Below are 16286 nucleotides of genomic sequence, written 5' to 3'. Positions count from 1 at the left end.
GTCTCGCGCCACAAACAGGCGCGTTCAGCTTTATGCAAGGCAGAGCAAAAGATCGCAGCCTTCGAAAAGGCCTACACCGGATCGGATGTAGGCATTGTCGAAGGCTGCGATCTTTTGTTTTCCACTGTGTTTCAGTTGCTGCTGGTGATTTCCCCACCCGAGTCCTGTTCGAAGAATTCCGGGATCGGGTAATTGAAGCTATTGAGCCAGCGCTGCATGGCCAATTCCCGTTCGGTGGCCGAGGCGGTTTGCAGGTGGGTTGAGGCCACCACCCCGCGAATCTGCAGCTGCATCCAGCTCTCCGTGCCCTGTTGCGCAGCCGAAGAGGGGCCGGGTTCAATGGCCCAGGCGGTGGCGGACAGGCAAGTCATGCACACGATCAACAGTTGTCTGGTTTTCATCTCTTGGACTCCTCGTAAGGCGCTACTTGACCGCATCGGATGAGGCGTCGGCCACATCGCTCAAGCGGTTCGCGGGGGATGTCGCCCCGGCAGGGGCCGAGCCTCTGATTTTTTCCGCCCGGGCTTGAGCATCTGCCACTTGTTTGGGGCTCAGATTGGCCATGTTTGCCAGTTCGGCTGCCTGCTTCCAGTTGTCCTGGTAAATCAGCAGCGTCACCATGTTGAAGGCGGCCAGCGAGTCTGACTGTCTGAGCTCCATGGCGGTCATGAACTCGAAGCGGGCTTCAGGGATCCGTCGCTGATTGAGATAGACAACTCCCAGGTCATTGCGGATTTTTCCTTCGGTGGGGGACATTTTCACAGCGCGCTCAAGGTGTTCGGTGGCGCCAGCATGATCATGCCTGGCGGCAGCCAACTGGCCGAGGCCATGCTCGCCATCAGCGGCCAGGCAAGTGCCGAGCAGGCTCTGGTACAACGGCTCTGCCTCGTTACGTCCCATCAGACGCAGCACTCGCGCCTTGCGCAGGCGGACCTGGACCAGATCCTCCGGCAGACCTTCGAGGTTCGCCAGGCTGGCATACAAACGTCCGTCATTGGCCATGTCATCGGCCAGGTTCAGCGCCAGTTCCTGATCGGAGCCTGGCTTGGCGCAACTGGTCGGACGTGAAGCCACGCCGTTGCTGGCGCAGCCGACCAGCAGCACCGTTGCGGCTATCGCGATCACCGCTTTCATTGAATGTCCCCTCGTATCAGGTTGAACACGTGGACGCTTGCACTTCAGGCCCCGGCTCATTGGGACAGCCCGTTACGGTTGTCGAAATCGCCGTTTTCAAGGAAGTACATGCGGTAGAAATTCGGGTCGTAATTGCGCAGCTGTTCGCCCGGCAACGTCGGCAGTTGTGCGTCGGCGGCCAACGGTTGGACCAAGTGCGGCGTGACGATCATCAGCAGCTCGCGTTCTTCGCGATTGATGGAGTTATCGCGAAAGAACGCACCGAGAATCGGAACATCGCCCAACCCCGGTAATTTGTTCACCTGAGAGGCATTACGCGTGCTGATCAGGCCGCTGATGACAAAGCTTTCGCCATCGGCCAGGGCAATACTGGTATCGGTACGGCGTACGGTGAGCGCCGGAACCAGCGTGCCGGCGATGTTCACCGCGTTGGTGAAATCCAGTTCACTGACTTCCGGTGCCACCTTGAGCATGATGCGGTTGGTTCCGACGACGGTGGGCGTCAAGGTCAGACGGATACCGAATTCCTTGTACTCAATGGACACGTTGTCGCTGCCGGCACTGGGCACCGGGATCGGCACTTCGCCGCCGGCCAGGAAGCTCGCGCTCTGCCCGCTCAGGGCCACCAGGCTCGGCCGCGCCAGGGTGTAGGCAAAGCCACTGCCTTCCAGCGCATTGATCATCAGCAGGGTTTGTCCGGTGGCAAAGGACAGGTTGAACATGTCGTTGTTGACCGGCAATGAGGGCCGCACCACGCCACCGATGGTGGGCAGGGTTCTCGGCGCGCCGAACAGGAAGTTGCCACGGCTGCCGAAAATAGAGGTTGAAGCTTCCTTGAGCTTGGTCCGACTGACTTCGACGAAACGGATGTCGGTCTGCACCTGGGCAAGCAGCATGGGGTCTTCGGAGGGTACGCTCGCGGCGCTGGTCAGTGCCGAGGTGGCTCTGCCTTTGACGAAGATCATGCTCTGGCGGGGGATTTTTGAGCAGGCCGTCCAGACCATCAGGCTGGTGGCCCCGGGCGCCAGGCCCGTAAGGATGAAGGCATCGCTGCCGCTGGGTTGCACGTCGGCAATTTTCGGGTCGCCCACTGCCAGCTTCGTTACGGGGGCCAGGATACGCAATTCGTTCTGAAGCCCTTGGCCAACCTCGAAGGTCGCCGGCAAATTGTCCAACTGAGCACAATTTGCCGTTGCGGCCTGGGCCGCTTCCAGGCCAAGGCCCATCCAGAACAGACCATGGATCAAGTGCTTTAAAGCGGGCGGGGTACGATAGCTCATGAAGTGATCCTCGACAGAGAGGCCGTCCCTAGGCTTAACAAATGCCTCGGATCACTTAAGGGGCCCGGGCTGCCCCTTGTATTGCACCAGACCATTGAGCGGCGGTGGTGAGCGCCTCGTCGCTACAAGCGAGCGAGCGCATCCCACCGGCCTGACTGAATGGCAGGCAGCTTTCGAAAAAACTGTTTGAGCCCCGCGATACCGGGGTGACGAGCAGGGTGACCGGTGTTGATCGGGTCGCCCTAGGGGTGATTTATTCACCGCCGTGCCCGCTTCTTTTTGAAGGTAGTTCATGCATGGCAAAGCGCCACGCCATAAACAAAAAAAACGACTAAAAAGTGACGGGAGGGAAATTCTCGGCAAAGTCGCCGTCAATAATTTGTCTTTTGTGCGATTTCGGGACGTATTTACAGCGAAAGGATCAACCGTCCGGCAAACAGAATCAGGATGACGCCCATGGTCCGTTCGAACCAATGACCCATGCGCATGAACACTTCCCGTACCCGGGCGCTGGAAAAAAACAACGCGACGACGACAAACCACAGGGCATTCACCAGGCACATCCAGACCCCGTACAACGCCTGGATCTGCAGCGGTGTGGTGGTGCTGATCAGGGTGGTGAAGATGGCCAGGAAAAACAGCGTGGCTTTCGGGTTGGTGGCGTTGGTCAGAAACCCGGTGACAAACGCTTTGAGTGGCGTTTGCCGGGCAGCGTTTTGAGCGATGGGGTGTTCACCTTCAAGCGTGGATTTGGGTCTGCTGCGCAGCAGGCTGACGCCCAGGTAAAGAATGTAGGCACCGCCCACCACCTTGGCGACCATCAGCAACCAGGGGAAGGTGTGCATCAGCGCACCCACCCCGAGCAAGGTGTAGATCACATGCACCGAGATACCGGCGCCTATGCCCAACGCTGTGCAGATCCCGATCCAGCGGCCAAAACGGACGCTTTGACGGATCGTCACCGCGAAATCAGGGCCGGGTGCGACCACCGCAAGAAAATGAACGGTGGCCAGGGCCAGGAATTCGCCCAGGTAGCTCGATAGCATTTCAACTCCGAACGGTCAGGGGCGCGGCAACGCGGCGCTAACCGATTAAAAAGAGAAAAGGCTCAGGTGCGGATATTCCATACCCGCATCGGAATGTGTGCGGGATTATAAGTTGTGTGTAAATTGATGATAATCCGTTCAAATTTCACAGGGCTTTTGCTCCATGAGCACAAATCAATCACTGGCCTTGCTCGCCGAAATGGCCATTTTCGTCAAGGTTGTGGAGACCGGCAGTTTCTCCGAAGCGGCCAGGCAATCAGGCGTGTCACCGTCGGCTGTCAGCCGAAGCATCTCGCGTCTGGAAAAAGCCTTGGCGACCCGATTGCTGCAACGCACCACCCGCAAGCTGCGCTTGAGCGATGGCGGGGAAGAAGTGTTCAAGCGTTGTCGGGAAATGGTCGCCGCCGCCCGATCGGTGATGGAAATCAGTGGCCAGTTCGCCCATGAAGCCGAGGGGCGGATCCGGGTCAGCGTGCCCAAGGCGGTGGGGCGCTTTGTCATTCATCCCCACATAGCCGAGTTCTTGCGTCGTTACCCCAAGGTCGATGTGGAGTTACTGCTGGAGGATCGACAGGTCGATCTGATCGACGATCACGTTGACCTGGCGCTGCGGATCACCGACCAGCCGCCGGTCGGGCTGGTGGGACGTCAGTTGTTGACCATTGACCACCTGCTCTGCGCCACGCCGCGCTACCTGGCCGAGCACGGCATCCCCGAGCATCCCCACGACCTGCTGGAGCACAGCTGCATCTACCTGGGAGAAACCCCACACGACGCTCGCTGGAAATTCAAGAAAGGCACCAAGTCCGTCCATGTGGGCGTGCGCGGACGTTATGCCGCCAATCATACGGGCGTGCGGTTGGAAGCTGTCTTGCAGCACATTGGCATCGGCAGCTTGCCGTACTTCACCGCCCGTCATGCGCTGGAGCAAGGCTTGATCGTGCAGGTGCTGGCGGATTGGACGTTCCTGGCCTCTTACCAAGGTGGTTTGTGGCTGCTGCATTCGCCCACCCGTTACCTGCCGCCGAAGTTGCGGGTGTTCATTGATTATCTGGTGGAGTGCCTGGAGAAGGAGCCCACTTTGAACAAGGCGGGCCACAAAAAAGGCCCGCCGGATTAACCGTGCGGGCCTTTGCATGACTGATCGCAATCAGTGCTTGCTGTCCTGATCCGACATCGCCAGCAATTGCTTTTCCTGGTTCCAGTCGAAGGGTTCGTCATTTTGCTCGGCTTCGAAACGACGTTCTTCCAGAGCCTGGTACAAGGCGATTTCTTCATCGGGCATGTAATGCAGGCAGTCACCGGCGAAGTACCACAGCAGGTCACGAGGCACCAGGTGGGCGATCTGTGGATAACGGACGATGACCTGGCACATCAGGTCCTGGCCCAGGTACTGGCTTTCGATCGGATCAACGGGCAACTGCGCGCGCAATTCGTCGAAGCGCTCCAGAAACAGGGCATGGCTTTCTTCGGGAACCTGGTCTGCCTCACCCACGGCGACCAGGATGCTGCGCAAGTGGTCAAGCAAGACAAGGTGATCGGCAACGACGTTGGACACGAGATAAGTCCTCAAGAGCAAAACGGGCGCAGGAGTATAAAGCGCTTGCGCCCGTTTTTACATGGCACAGAGCACAGGGTCGCCAGGATCAGCGGACCTTGTCCTCGGCGAGCGTGAGTTCCTCCTTGTCGAAATCATCCACGTCGATCACTTTACGTCGGGCCGTTTCGGCCTCGCGCAGGGTCTGGGCTTCGCCGGCCTGTAGCACGCCGGCTTCGAGGGCTGCGTCGATGACCTGTTCGCCAGGGGCGGGGTTGAGCTGACCCTGTTTGAGCGCGCCGTGCAGTTTTTTGTGCAGCGGATGAGCCGCGGCCAGCAGGTCGCAAGCGTGCTGCAGCGCGCCCACCGGATCGTCGACCGATTGCGGGCGATAGCAACCCTGCAGCAGCTCCTCGAGGGTCGGGTCGCCTTTGCCCCGGCCGATCACTGCAGCCACTTCAGCGTCCAGCCTGTCGCTCGGACCTTTGTGGCGACGACCGAAGGGGAACACCACCACGCGCAACAGACCACCCAGCACCCGGTTCGGGAAGTTGTCCAGCAGTTCGTCCAGGGCCCGCTCAGCCTGGCCCAGGCTTTCTTCCATGGCCCAGGTGAACAGCGGTTCCATATGGTCCGGCGAGTCCAGGTCGTGGTAGCGCTTGAGCGCGGCGGAGGCGAGGTAGAGGTTGCTCAATACATCCCCAAGGCGCGCCGACAAGCGTTCGCGACGTTTGAGTTCACCGCCCAGCAGCATCATGCTCAGGTCCGCCAGCAGGGCGAATGCCGCCGCCTGCCGGTTGAGGGCGCGGAAATAACCCTGGCTCAAGGCGTTGCCGGGGGCTCTTTCGAAACGCCCCAGGCCCAGGTTCAGCACCAGGGTGCTGGCGGCGTTGCTGATGGCAAAACCGATGTGTTTGAGTAGCAACCCGTCGAATTCGATCAGCGCCTGGTCTTTGTCTTCACGCGTGGCCAAGGCCATTTCCTTGAGCACGAACGGATGGCAGCGAATCGCACCTTGGCCGAAGATCATCAGGTTACGTGACAGGATATTCGCGCCTTCGACCGTGATGAAGATCGGTGCACCTTGCCAACTGCGTCCCAAGTAGTTGTTGGGCCCCATGATGATGCCCTTGCCGCCGTGTACGTCCATGGCGTGGCTGATGCATTCGCGACCGCGCTCGGTCAGGTGGTATTTGAGGATGGCCGACAGCACCGAAGGTTTTTCTCCCAGGTCCACCGCGTTGGCGGTCAGCATACGGGCGGCGTCCATCATCCAGGCGTTGCCACCGATACGGGCCATGGCCTCCTGAATACCTTCGAAGGCCGACAATGGTACGTTGAACTGCTCGCGTACCTGGGTGTACTGGCCGGTCACCAGGCTGGTGAACTTCGCCGCCCCGGTGCCCACAGCCGGCAGGGAAATCGACCGACCGACCGACAGGCAGTTCATCAGCATCATCCAGCCCTTGCCGAGCATGGGCTGGCCGCCGATGAGAAAGTCCAGCGGGATGAACACGTCCTTGCCCCAGTTCGGTCCGTTCATGAAAGCGGCGCCAAGGGGCAGGTGACGACGGCCGATATTGACGCCAGGGGTGTCGGTGGGAATCAGGGCGAGGCTGATGCCCAGGTCTTCTTCATCCCCCAGCAGGTGATCGGGGTCATAGGCCTTGAAGGCCAGGCCGAGGAGGGTGGCCACCGGTCCCAAGGTGATGTAGCGCTTTTCCCAGTTCAGGCGCAGGCCCAGGGTTTCCTGACCTTCCCATTCGCCCTTGCAGATGATGCCGGTGTCGGGCATCGCCCCGGCGTCGGAGCCAGCCAGTGGCCCGGTCAGGGCGAAGCAGGGAATATCGTCGCCACGGGCCAGCCGTGGCAGGTAGTGGTTGCGTTGTTCGTCGGTGCCGTAGTGCAGCAACAGTTCGGCCGGGCCGAGGGAGTTGGGGACCATCACGGTGGAAGCCAGATCGCCGCTACGGGTGGCCAGTTTCATCGCCACCTGGGAGTGGGCATAGGCGGAGAAGCCCTTGCCTCCATATTCCTTGGGAATGATCAGCGCAAAGAACCCGTGCTCCTTGATGTGTGCCCAGGCGGCGGGTGGCAGGTCCATGGCCTGACCGATCTGCCAGTCGCTGACCATGGCGCAGAGTTCTTCGGTGGGGCCGTCGAGGAAAGCCTGTTCCTCCTCGGTCAGTTGCACCTTGGGATAGGCCAGCAGCGTGTCCCAGTCCGGCCGGCCACTGAACAGTTCACCGTCCCACCACACCGTACCGGCGTCGATGGCGTCGCGCTCGGTTTCTGACATGGGGGGCAGGGTCTTCTGGAACCAGTTGAACATCGGCGCGCTGAAATACTTGCGGCGCAGGTCCGGCAGCAGCAGTGGAGCCGCGACGGCGGCGAGCGCGATCCAGAAGATCAGCATCAGCCAACCGGGAGCGGGGCTGAACAGGCTCATGGCCAGCAGGTAGGCTGCGATGATGCCCAGCGCGGGCAGCGGGGCGGTACGCCGATGCGCCAGCCAGGCTTTCCCGACAACCAGAACCAGTATCCACAACAACAGCATATGTAATCCTCCGTGAACCAGGGCAAAACCGACCCTCAGAGCTTAGACGGCATCTGCAAAACCGGCGGTCGGCGCGATGTGATTGATTTCGTGGGAAACCCTGGATGCATTGCGCCAGTCTGGTTGGCAACATCCGTGGGAAATCGTTCGTTAACAAAGTGAGAAAGCGCCATTGTTTGGCGTAAACGCCGTTATTACCGAGGGTGGGCTTTGGATAGACTCGAAGCAAGCCCTATAGGCGCTGCCGAAGGTGCGGGCCGCGTTCGGACGATCTCTTGATCTGTCTATCTTTCTCTCAGGGCTCGATGGTCCGGGAAAGATCGCCGCCTCGTTGCACTCGGCAGCTCCTACGGACGCAGGCGTTTTCCGTGAGGTCCTGACCATGCAGCAATACCTGAACCCCAGCCGCTTCATCGACAGCGATCACCCTGCGGTCATTGAGTTCGCCGAAACTCATCGCGGCACTGATCGCGACCCGCAGGCACAAGCAATCAGCCTGTATTACGCGGTGCGCGAGGCCGTGCGCTACAACCCCTATACCTTCAGCCGCGATCCGCAGACCCTGCGTGGCAGTTACGCACTGGCCTGCGGTGAAAGCTATTGTGTGCCCAAGGCGACCTTGCTGGCCGCTTGCGCCCGCCATTGTGGTATCCCGGCGCGCATCGGCCTGGCGGATGTGCGTAATCACTTGTCCACTGCACGCCTGCTGGAGTTGCTCAAGAGTGACGTGTTCGCCATGCACGGTTATACCGAGTTCTATCTGAACGAGCGCTGGGTCAAGGCCACGCCGGCCTTCAATCAAGGCTTGTGTGAGTTGTTCGATGTGGCACCCCTGGAATTCGATGGCCGCGAGGACAGCGTTTTCCACCCGTTCAATCGACAGGGCGCCAAGCTGATGGAGTACGTCACCGACCACGGCCAATTCGCCGATGTGCCCGAAGCGTTCTTCTTCGAGCACCTGGAAAAATGCTACCCGCACCTGTTCGGCGAGCAACTGCCGCCCCTGCTTGGCGACATGCAGGGCGATTTGAGTCGCGGCTGATCCGGCGTATGCTGCTGCGGCATTTATCCATCGGAGCAAGCCGTGATGCTGAAGATCTGGGGTCGGAAAAACTCATCGAATGTGCGCAAGGCGCTGTGGTGCGCCGAGGAGCTGGGGCTGGCCTACGAGGCCATCGACGCAGGGGGTGCGTTCGGCGTGGTGGACACGCCCGAGTATCGCGCCAAGAACCCCAACGGCCGTGTCCCGATGATCGAAGATGACGGTTTCGTGCTCTGGGAGTCCAACACCATCGTGCGTTATCTGGCGTCTCGCCATGCTCCGGGTTCTGCCTGGTATCCGGCAGATCCCCAGGCTCGCGCCAGGGCTGAAAAATGGATGGACTGGACCACCTCCTCGTTTGCCGATCCGTTTCGCACCGTGTTCTGGGGCGTCTTGCGCACTCCCGCCGAGCAGCAGGACTGGGCGGCCATCCATGCGGCGATCAAGGTCTGCGATGGTTTGTTGGCGATGGCGGACCAGACGTTGAGCGAGCAACCCTACCTCTCCGGGGATGAAATCGGCATGGGCGATATTCCCTTGGGCAGTTTCATTTATGCCTGGTTCGAGATGCCCATCGAGCGGGCTGCGCTGCCTCATCTACAGGCCTGGTACGCCCGGCTGCAGCAGCGTCCGGCGTATCGCAAGGCGGTCATGACCGCGTTGACTTAATACTTACTATCGACACGCTTGACTGTACTTGTGCGGCGACGCCACGCACCATTGCCTTCGTGCGCCGTGGTTGTATTGCTCGCCGTGCGCCCTTATCTAATTGTTTCTTCCCCTTCTTGGTGCGTAATCCGATATGAGTTCCGCTCTGTCCATCCGGCAGCTAACCAAAACCTACGGCAACGGTTTCCAGGCCTTGAGTGGTATCGATCTGGACGTCGCCGAAGGTGATTTTTTCGCCTTGCTCGGCCCCAATGGAGCCGGCAAATCCACCACCATCGGCATTCTTTCAACCCTGGTGAACAAAACCAGCGGTACGGTGAATATCTTCGGTCATGATCTGGACCGTGAGCCCGCCGCTCTCAAGCGCTGCATCGGCGTGGTGCCCCAGGAGTTCAATTTCAACCAGTTCGAAAAGACCTTCGACATCGTCGTGACCCAGGCGGGTTACTACGGTATCCCGCCGAAGATCGCCAATGAGCGCGCCGAGAAATATCTGACTCAACTGGGTTTGTGGGACAAGCGTGATGTGCCGTCCCGTTCATTGTCCGGCGGCATGAAGCGGCGCCTGATGATTGCCCGTGCCCTGGTCCATGAGCCGCGCCTGCTGATTCTCGACGAGCCGACCGCGGGTGTCGACATCGAGTTGCGTCGGTCGATGTGGACCTTTCTGACCGAGCTGAACCAGAAAGGCATCACCATCATCCTCACCACCCATTACCTGGAAGAGGCCGAGCAGCTGTGCCGCAACATCGGCATCATCGACCACGGCACCATCGTCGAGAACACCAGCATGCGACAGTTGCTCAGCCAACTGCATGTGGAGACGTTCCTGCTGGACCTGAAAAACGATCTGAAGGCCGCGCCGCAACTGATCGGCTATCCGGCCCGGCTGGTGGACCACCACACGCTGGAAGTCCAGGTGGATAAAACCGTCGGTATTACCGGCTTGTTCTCCCAACTGGCGCTGCAAAACATTGAAGTGCAGAGCCTGCGCAACAAAACCAATCGCCTCGAGGAGTTGTTCGTGTCTCTGGTGGAGAAAAATCTGGCGAAGGTGGCTGTATGAGTTCCGAACTGCGACCCAACCTCATCGCCCTCAATACCATCGTTTATCGCGAAGTCCGACGCTTCATGCGGATCTGGCCGCAGACCCTGCTGCCGCCGGCCATCACCATGGTTTTGTACTTCGTGATTTTCGGCAACCTGATCGGTCGGCAGATCGGCGACATGGGTGGCTTCACGTACATGGACTACATCGTACCGGGGCTGATCATGATGTCGGTGATCACCAACTCCTACGGTAACGTGGTCTCGAGTTTCTTCGGCAGCAAATTCCAGCGCTCGATCGAGGAACTGATGGTCTCGCCGGTTTCGCCCCATACGATCCTGATCGGCTACACCCTGGGCGGTGTATTGCGCGGGTTGGCGGTGGGCTTGATCGTGACCTTGCTGTCACTGTTCTTCACCGATCTGCAAGTGCACCATTTGGGCGTGACGATATTGGTGGTGGTGTTCACCGCCACGATCTTTTCGCTGCTGGGGTTCATCAATGCCGTGTTTGCGCGCAACTTCGATGACATTTCCATCATCCCGACGTTCGTGCTCACGCCACTGACTTACCTGGGCGGAGTGTTCTACTCGATTTCCCTGCTGCCACCGTTCTGGCAGACCGTGTCCCTGGCCAACCCGGTGCTGCACATGGTCAACGCGTTCCGCTACGGCATCCTTGGGGTGTCGGACATCCGGATCAGCGTCGCGATCACCTTCATGCTGGTGGCAACCGTGGTGCTCTATGTGGGATGTGCACGGCTGTTGGTCAGTGGGCGAGGGATGCGTACTTAGAACTCGGCAGGCGTGCTGACTGGTATACCGCTATCGCGAGCAGGCTCGCTCTTACATCGAAATGCAAAAGGCCTCCATTCACTGGAGGCCTTTTTGCATTTCACATCCGGCTTTTCTTGCGCCGTTTCCATTGCCGCGCCACCCACCAGCGCCAATAGATCATGGTCATGAAATAGGCGAGGGCGCCGAGCACCAGACCCGTCACCACCGACCCCAGCAAAAACGGCTGCCACAAGGTAGACAACTGGGTGGTGATCCATTCCCAGGTCAGTTCATCCGGTAACGTGCGGGCAGGCACATCCATCAACCAGGCCCCGGTCTGGTAGGTGCAGAAAAACACGGCGGGCATGGTGATGGGGTTGGTCAGCCAGACCAGGCTCACCGCAATCGGTATGTTGCCGCGTACGGTGATGGCCAGTGCCGCGGCCAGCAGCATCTGCAAAGGAATCGGCAAAAAGGCAGCGAACAGACCAACGGCCATGGCGCGTGCCACGGAGTGTCGATTGAGGTGCCAAAGGTTGGGGTCGTGCAGCAAGGAACCGAGAAAACGTAAGGACTTATGTTCCCGAATACTCGCTGGGTCAGGCATGTAACGTTTGAAAAGGCGCCGGGGCATAAGGCTTCTCGGTCGGTTCAAAGCGGTGAGGCCGCAAGTATGTCCGCATTCTACGGCTGACTGATTCAGACTTTGTGACAATTGTTAACGCGCACCGTGCCGTAGACCGACTATGCCTGAAGAGAAGACTCTCAAGGACAGGCTTATGCGCACAGGGATGGTCGCGCTTGCACTCGGGCTGCTGACCCCGGTTTTTTGCCCGGCGCTGCCGCCGCTGTGGCTGATTGCGGTCATGCCTGTGCTGGCGCTGATGGTTTTGCCGTTTCGAACTCATCCGCTGGGTTTTTTCCTGATCGGGCTGGCTTGGGCGTGTCTGTCGGCGCAACTGGCCCTGGACGATCGGTTGCCTGCCGCGCTGGATGGAGAAACCCGCTGGCTCGAAGGGCGCGTCGTCGGTTTACCGCAATATAACGAAGGTGTGGTGCGCTTTGAACTGACCGATGCCCATTCCCGCCGCACACGGCTGCCGTCGTCGATGCGCCTGGCCTGGTTCGGTGGACCGCCTGTGAGCAGCGGCGAACGTTGGCGATTGGCGGTAAAGCTCAAACGCCCCACCGGGCTACTGAACCCCCATGGCTTCGATTACCAGGCCTGGCTGTTGAGCCGCGGCATCGGCGCGACTGGCACGGTCAAGGACGGTCATCTCCGGCAACCTGCCCAAGGTGCCTGGCGCGACGGCGTGCGTCAGGCGCTGGCGCAAGTCGACGCCCAGGGCCGCTCCGGGGCGCTGGCGGCATTGGTCCTGGGGGACGGAGCTGGGCTGAGTCGTGATGACTGGCAGGTACTGCAAGACACCGGTACGGTCCATCTGCTGGTGATCTCCGGGCAGCACATCGGCCTGCTTGCCGCACTGGTGTACCTGCTGGTGGCAGGTGCGGCGCGCTATGGCATGTGGCCGGTGCGTCTGCCGTGGCTACCTTGGGCCTGCGCTCTGGCCTTTATCGCAGCCTTGGGTTACGGCTTGCTCGCCGGCTTCGAGGTGCCGGTGCGGCGCGCTTGCGCGATGATCGGCCTGGTGCTGCTGTGGCGTTTGCGTTACCGGCATCCGGACCCCTGGTGGGCGTGGCTGCTGGCTTTCAATGGGGTGCTGGTGTTCGATCCATTGGCCAGCCTGCGGCCAGGGTTCTGGCTGTCGTTCGCCGCGGTGGCGATCCTGATGTTTACTTTCGGCGCACGCTTGGGGCCCTGGCGCTGGTGGCAAACCTGGACCCGTGCCCAATGGTTGGTGGCAGTCGGACTGTGCCCGATCCTGTTGATATTGGGTTTGCCGATCAGCCTCAGCGGGCCTCTGGTGAACCTGGTGGCGGTGCCTTGGGTCAGCCTGCTGGTGTTGCCGCCGGCGCTGCTCGGTACGGCGTTGTTGCCGATGCCGCTCGTGGGTGAAGGGCTGCTTTGGATCGCCGGCGGGTTGCTCGATCTGCTCTTCAAGGGGCTGGCGCTGGTGGCCGGGCGAATACCGGCATGGGTGCCTGCGGCTATCCCCCTGTGGGTGTGGTGCATGGCCGCTCTGGGGGCTTTGTTACTGTTGCTGCCCAAAGGCGTGCCACTGCGGGTACTGGGATGGCCCATGGTACTGCTGGTGGTTTTCCCTCCGAGGGAGGATGTGCCTCCGGGGCAGGCCGAAATCTGGCAACTGGACGTGGGTCAAGGGTTGGCGGTGCTGGTACGCACCCGTCATCATGCCTTGCTTTACGACGCGGGGCCGCGCTTTGGCGAGGCCGACGCGGGTGAGCGCGTGGTGCTGCCGACCCTGCGCAAGCTGGGTGTCGCCGGGTTGGACCTGATGCTGCTCAGCCATGCCGACGCCGATCATGCCGGCGGCGCCCAAGCCGTGCGCAATGGCTTGCCAACGGTCCGGGTGGTCAGTGGCGACCCCGCCGCGTTGCCTGCCACCCTGCAGGCAGAGGCGTGCGACAGTGGCGCGCGCTGGGAGTGGGACGGGGTCAGGTTCGAGCTGTGGCAATGGTCATCTGCCCTTGAAAGCAATCAGAGGTCCTGCGTTCTGCTGGTCGAGGCCGGCGGTGAGCGGTTGTTGCTCACCGGAGACATCGATAGCCATGCCGAGCGCGCGTTGCTCGACGGGCCCCTGGCCGTGCCGGTCCAGTGGCTGGCGGCGCCCCATCACGGTAGCCGCAGTTCATCGTCGATGTTGCTGTTGTCACGGCTCAAACCCCATTCGGTGTTGATCTCCCGAGGGCAGGGCAATGCATTCGGCCATCCTCATCCGCGAGTGCTGGCTCGTTATCGCCGCTTGGGCATGGCGATCTACGACAGTGCCGAACAGGGTGCCATTCGTCTGCAACTGGGGGCTTTCGAAGCACCGCGCCTTCAGGCCGGCCAACGGCGCTACTGGCGCGACCCGCCGTCTGCGGGACCATGGCCGTAACCTTGACCCGGGTCATCCTCGACGACGGTGTTATCGGCGGGGCGGGCCTGCAAGGCGAGTCTGTATGATAAAGTGGCGCACTTTTTCGAGGGGGCTGTCACTGTGTGGGAATTGGTCAAATCCGGCGGCTGGATGATGTTGCCGATCATTCTGAGTTCCATCGTGGCGCTGGGAATCGTTGCCGAACGCCTGTGGACCCTGCGGGCCAGCCGCGTGACCCCGGAGCATTTGCTCGGGCAGGTCTGGGTCTGGATCAAGGACAAGAAACTGAACAAGGAGCGGCTCAAGGAGCTGCGGGCCAGTTCACCGCTGGGTGAAATCCTCGCCGCGGGGCTGGCAAATTCCAAGCATGGTCGCGAGATCATGAAGGAATGCATCGAAGAAGCCGCCGCCCGGGTCATCCATGAGCTGGAACGCTACATCAATGCCCTGGGCACAATTGCCGCCATGGCCCCGTTGCTGGGCCTGCTGGGCACGGTGCTGGGCATGATCGACATTTTCAGTTCGTTCACCGGCGCCGGCATGACCGCCAATGCCTCGGTGCTGGCAGGGGGGATTTCCAAGGCGTTGATCACCACGGCCGCCGGGTTGATGGTGGGGATTCCTTCGGTGTTTTTCCATCGCTTCCTGCAACGGCGCATCGATGAGTTGGTGGTGGGCATGGAGCAGGAGGCCATCAAGCTGGTCGAGGTGGTGCAAGGCGACCGTGACGTGGACCTGGCCGAGGGCAAGAAGTGAAATTCCGCCGCAAACCACGGGAAACCGTCGAGATCAACCTTGCGTCGCTGATTGACGTGGTGTTCATCCTGCTGCTGTTTTTCGTCGTGACCACCACCTTCACCCGGGAAACCCAGCTCAAGGTGGAACTGCCGGAAGCGGTCAGCGGCTCGCCTGCCGAAGACCAGCAACTCAAGAACCTGGAAGTCACGATCAGTGCCGAAGGGACGTTTTCGGTGAACAATCAATTGCTGCCCAAGAGCGACCTGGCGAGCCTGATCGATGCGTTGCAGAAGGAGTCCGGCGGCGACACCAGCTTGCCGCTGTCCATCAGCGCCGACGGCAAGACCCCTCATCAATCCGTCATCACCGCCATGGACGCGGCCGGCAAGCTCGGCTTCAGCCATCTGCGCATGACCACCGTCGAGGCGGCGCCGGCACCCTGATGGCCATGTCCGATCGATTGCTCGCCGCCTGGTACGAAGGTCACCCGGCCCTGACGCTGTTGCGGCCACTGGAGTGGTTGTACCGTCGGGTGGTGATGGGCAAACGCGAGCGCTTTCTGGCGGGCGAGGGTGAGATTTACCAACCGCCCGTGCCGCTGGTGGTCGTGGGGAACATCACGGTTGGCGGCACCGGCAAGACCCCATTGATCCTGTGGATGATTGAGCATTGCCAGCGCCGTGGCCTGCGGGTCGGCGTGGTAAGCCGGGGTTATGGCGCCAAACCACCCCATTTGCCCTGGCGAGTCGAAGCCGGGCAGGGCGCCGACATCGCGGGTGATGAGCCACTGCTGATTGTCCAGCGCAGCGGCGTGCCATTGATGATCGATCCGGATCGCAGCCGGGCGGTCCAGGCGCTGCTGGAGACTCAACCGCTGGACCTGATCCTGTCCGACGACGGCATGCAACATTACCGCCTGGCTCGGGATCTTGAATTGGTGCTGATCGACAACGCCCGCGGCCTGGGCAATCGACGTTGTCTGCCTGCCGGTCCGCTGCGTGAACCCGTGGAGCGTCTGCAATCGGTCGATGCCGTGCTATTCAACGGCGCCAGCGCCGACCGCGAAGACGGCTTTGCCTTCGAGCTGCGACCCACAGCCCTGGTGAACCTGGCCAGCGACGAACGGCGGCCACTGGACCATTTCCCACCCGGCCAGGCCCTGCATGCCGTGGCCGGGATCGGCAATCCCCGGCGTTTCTTCAACACCCTCGAAACGCTACACTGGCGACCTATACCGCACGGGTTTGCCGACCACGCCCAATACAGCGCCCAGGCATTGAATTTCACGCCATCGTTGCCGGTGGTCATGACGGAAAAGGACGCGGTCAAATGCCGTGCCTTCGCCGAGCCCCATTGGTGGTACCTGGCGGTGGATGCCATGCCGTCGCCAGCCTTCGCGGACTGGTTCGATACCCAGTTGATGCGCCTGTTGCCGGATCGGCTTTTGCCTTAAACCA

At 60.9% G+C, this 16286-nt stretch carries 16 protein-coding genes; 9 read left to right on the top strand and 7 right to left on the bottom strand.

All coding sequences use genetic code 11. The annotated features are described in order from the left end of the window. Window positions 1-131 precede the first annotated feature (131 nt). The 4 genes from PSH91_RS19010 to PSH91_RS18995 all read right to left on the bottom strand — a co-directional run bounded on the left by PSH91_RS19010 (window position 132) and on the right by PSH91_RS18995 (window position 3460). Complete coding sequence (locus PSH91_RS19010; RefSeq protein WP_047228168.1) at window positions 132-401, bottom strand: DUF3613 domain-containing protein; 270 nt, start codon at window positions 399-401, stop codon at window positions 132-134. A 22-nt stretch (window positions 402-423) separates the two neighbouring features. After that, on the bottom strand, window positions 424-1134 hold the full coding sequence (locus PSH91_RS19005) for a tetratricopeptide repeat protein (protein ID WP_047228169.1): 711 nt from the start codon (window positions 1132-1134) through the stop codon (window positions 424-426). Between the two features lie 56 nt (window positions 1135-1190). Further along, window positions 1191-2414, bottom strand: a complete 1224-nt coding sequence (locus PSH91_RS19000) for a type II and III secretion system protein family protein (RefSeq protein WP_305466492.1) — start codon at window positions 2412-2414, stop codon at window positions 1191-1193. A gap of 407 nt (window positions 2415-2821) precedes the next feature. Continuing rightward, a complete protein-coding gene (locus tag PSH91_RS18995; RefSeq protein ID WP_305466491.1) occupies window positions 2822-3460 on the bottom strand; it encodes a LysE family translocator in 639 nt (212 codons plus the stop codon). Window positions 3461-3623: 163 nt separating this feature from the next. On the opposite strand from PSH91_RS18995, the gene PSH91_RS18990 reads away from it, so the two are divergent. Beyond that, window positions 3624-4580: a LysR family transcriptional regulator gene (locus PSH91_RS18990; protein WP_139049453.1), complete on the top strand. Its 957-nt coding sequence runs from the start codon at window positions 3624-3626 to the stop codon at window positions 4578-4580. A gap of 30 nt (window positions 4581-4610) precedes the next feature. Here PSH91_RS18990 and PSH91_RS18985 read toward each other — a convergent pair whose 3' ends face one another. After that, window positions 4611-5018 carry a PA2817 family protein gene (locus PSH91_RS18985; protein WP_047228173.1) on the bottom strand — a complete coding sequence of 136 codons (408 nt, stop codon included), beginning with the start codon at window positions 5016-5018 and terminating at the stop codon, window positions 4611-4613. An 88-nt stretch (window positions 5019-5106) separates the two neighbouring features. Beyond that, window positions 5107-7554: an acyl-CoA dehydrogenase gene (locus PSH91_RS18980; RefSeq protein WP_305466490.1), complete on the bottom strand. Its 2448-nt coding sequence runs from the start codon at window positions 7552-7554 to the stop codon at window positions 5107-5109. Window positions 7555-7936: 382 nt separating this feature from the next. Here PSH91_RS18980 and PSH91_RS18975 point away from each other — a divergent pair, with 382 nt between their 5' ends. From PSH91_RS18975 to PSH91_RS18960, 4 genes are all read left to right on the top strand, one after another. Continuing rightward, window positions 7937-8596 (top strand): transglutaminase family protein, encoded by a 660-nt coding sequence (locus PSH91_RS18975; RefSeq protein WP_076383822.1) that lies wholly within the window; start codon window positions 7937-7939, stop codon window positions 8594-8596. Between the two features lie 45 nt (window positions 8597-8641). Next, window positions 8642-9265, top strand: a complete 624-nt coding sequence (locus PSH91_RS18970; RefSeq protein WP_047228176.1) for a glutathione S-transferase family protein — start codon at window positions 8642-8644, stop codon at window positions 9263-9265. A 133-nt stretch (window positions 9266-9398) separates the two neighbouring features. Beyond that, complete coding sequence (locus PSH91_RS18965; RefSeq protein WP_047228177.1) at window positions 9399-10331, top strand: ABC transporter ATP-binding protein; 933 nt, start codon at window positions 9399-9401, stop codon at window positions 10329-10331. Further along, window positions 10328-11107, top strand: coding sequence for an ABC transporter permease (locus PSH91_RS18960; protein ID WP_047228178.1), 780 nt, complete (start codon window positions 10328-10330; stop codon window positions 11105-11107). The genes PSH91_RS18965 and PSH91_RS18960 overlap by 4 nt, the downstream gene beginning before the upstream one ends. Before the next feature lie 100 nt (window positions 11108-11207). On the opposite strand, the gene PSH91_RS18955 is transcribed toward PSH91_RS18960, so the two are convergent. Then, window positions 11208-11723, bottom strand: coding sequence for a DUF2062 domain-containing protein (locus PSH91_RS18955; RefSeq protein ID WP_047228179.1), 516 nt, complete (start codon window positions 11721-11723; stop codon window positions 11208-11210). A 145-nt stretch (window positions 11724-11868) separates the two neighbouring features. On the opposite strand from PSH91_RS18955, the gene PSH91_RS18950 reads away from it, so the two are divergent. The 4 genes from PSH91_RS18950 (at window position 11869) to lpxK (ending at window position 16282) form a co-directional block, all read left to right on the top strand. Then, entirely contained in the window at window positions 11869-14109 is a 2241-nt protein-coding gene (locus PSH91_RS18950; protein ID WP_305466486.1) for a DNA internalization-related competence protein ComEC/Rec2, read from the top strand. A gap of 102 nt (window positions 14110-14211) precedes the next feature. Beyond that, a complete protein-coding gene (locus PSH91_RS18945) occupies window positions 14212-14847 on the top strand; it encodes a MotA/TolQ/ExbB proton channel family protein (RefSeq protein WP_160893079.1) in 636 nt (211 codons plus the stop codon). Continuing rightward, window positions 14844-15272, top strand: coding sequence for a biopolymer transporter ExbD (locus PSH91_RS18940; protein WP_047228182.1), 429 nt, complete (start codon window positions 14844-14846; stop codon window positions 15270-15272). The genes PSH91_RS18945 and PSH91_RS18940 overlap by 4 nt, the downstream gene beginning before the upstream one ends. Continuing rightward, window positions 15272-16282 carry a tetraacyldisaccharide 4'-kinase gene (lpxK, locus tag PSH91_RS18935; RefSeq protein ID WP_305466482.1) on the top strand — a complete coding sequence of 337 codons (1011 nt, stop codon included), beginning with the start codon at window positions 15272-15274 and terminating at the stop codon, window positions 16280-16282. The genes PSH91_RS18940 and lpxK overlap by 1 nt, the downstream gene beginning before the upstream one ends. The last annotated feature ends 4 nt before the right edge of the window (window positions 16283-16286 follow it).

It is taken from the genome of Pseudomonas sp. FP1154, assembly GCF_030687245.1.
Taxonomy (GTDB): Bacteria; Pseudomonadota; Gammaproteobacteria; order Pseudomonadales; family Pseudomonadaceae; genus Aquipseudomonas; species Aquipseudomonas rhizophila.
Note: the sequence above shows the minus strand (reverse complement) of the source record. Positions and strands in the feature narration are given on the sequence as shown.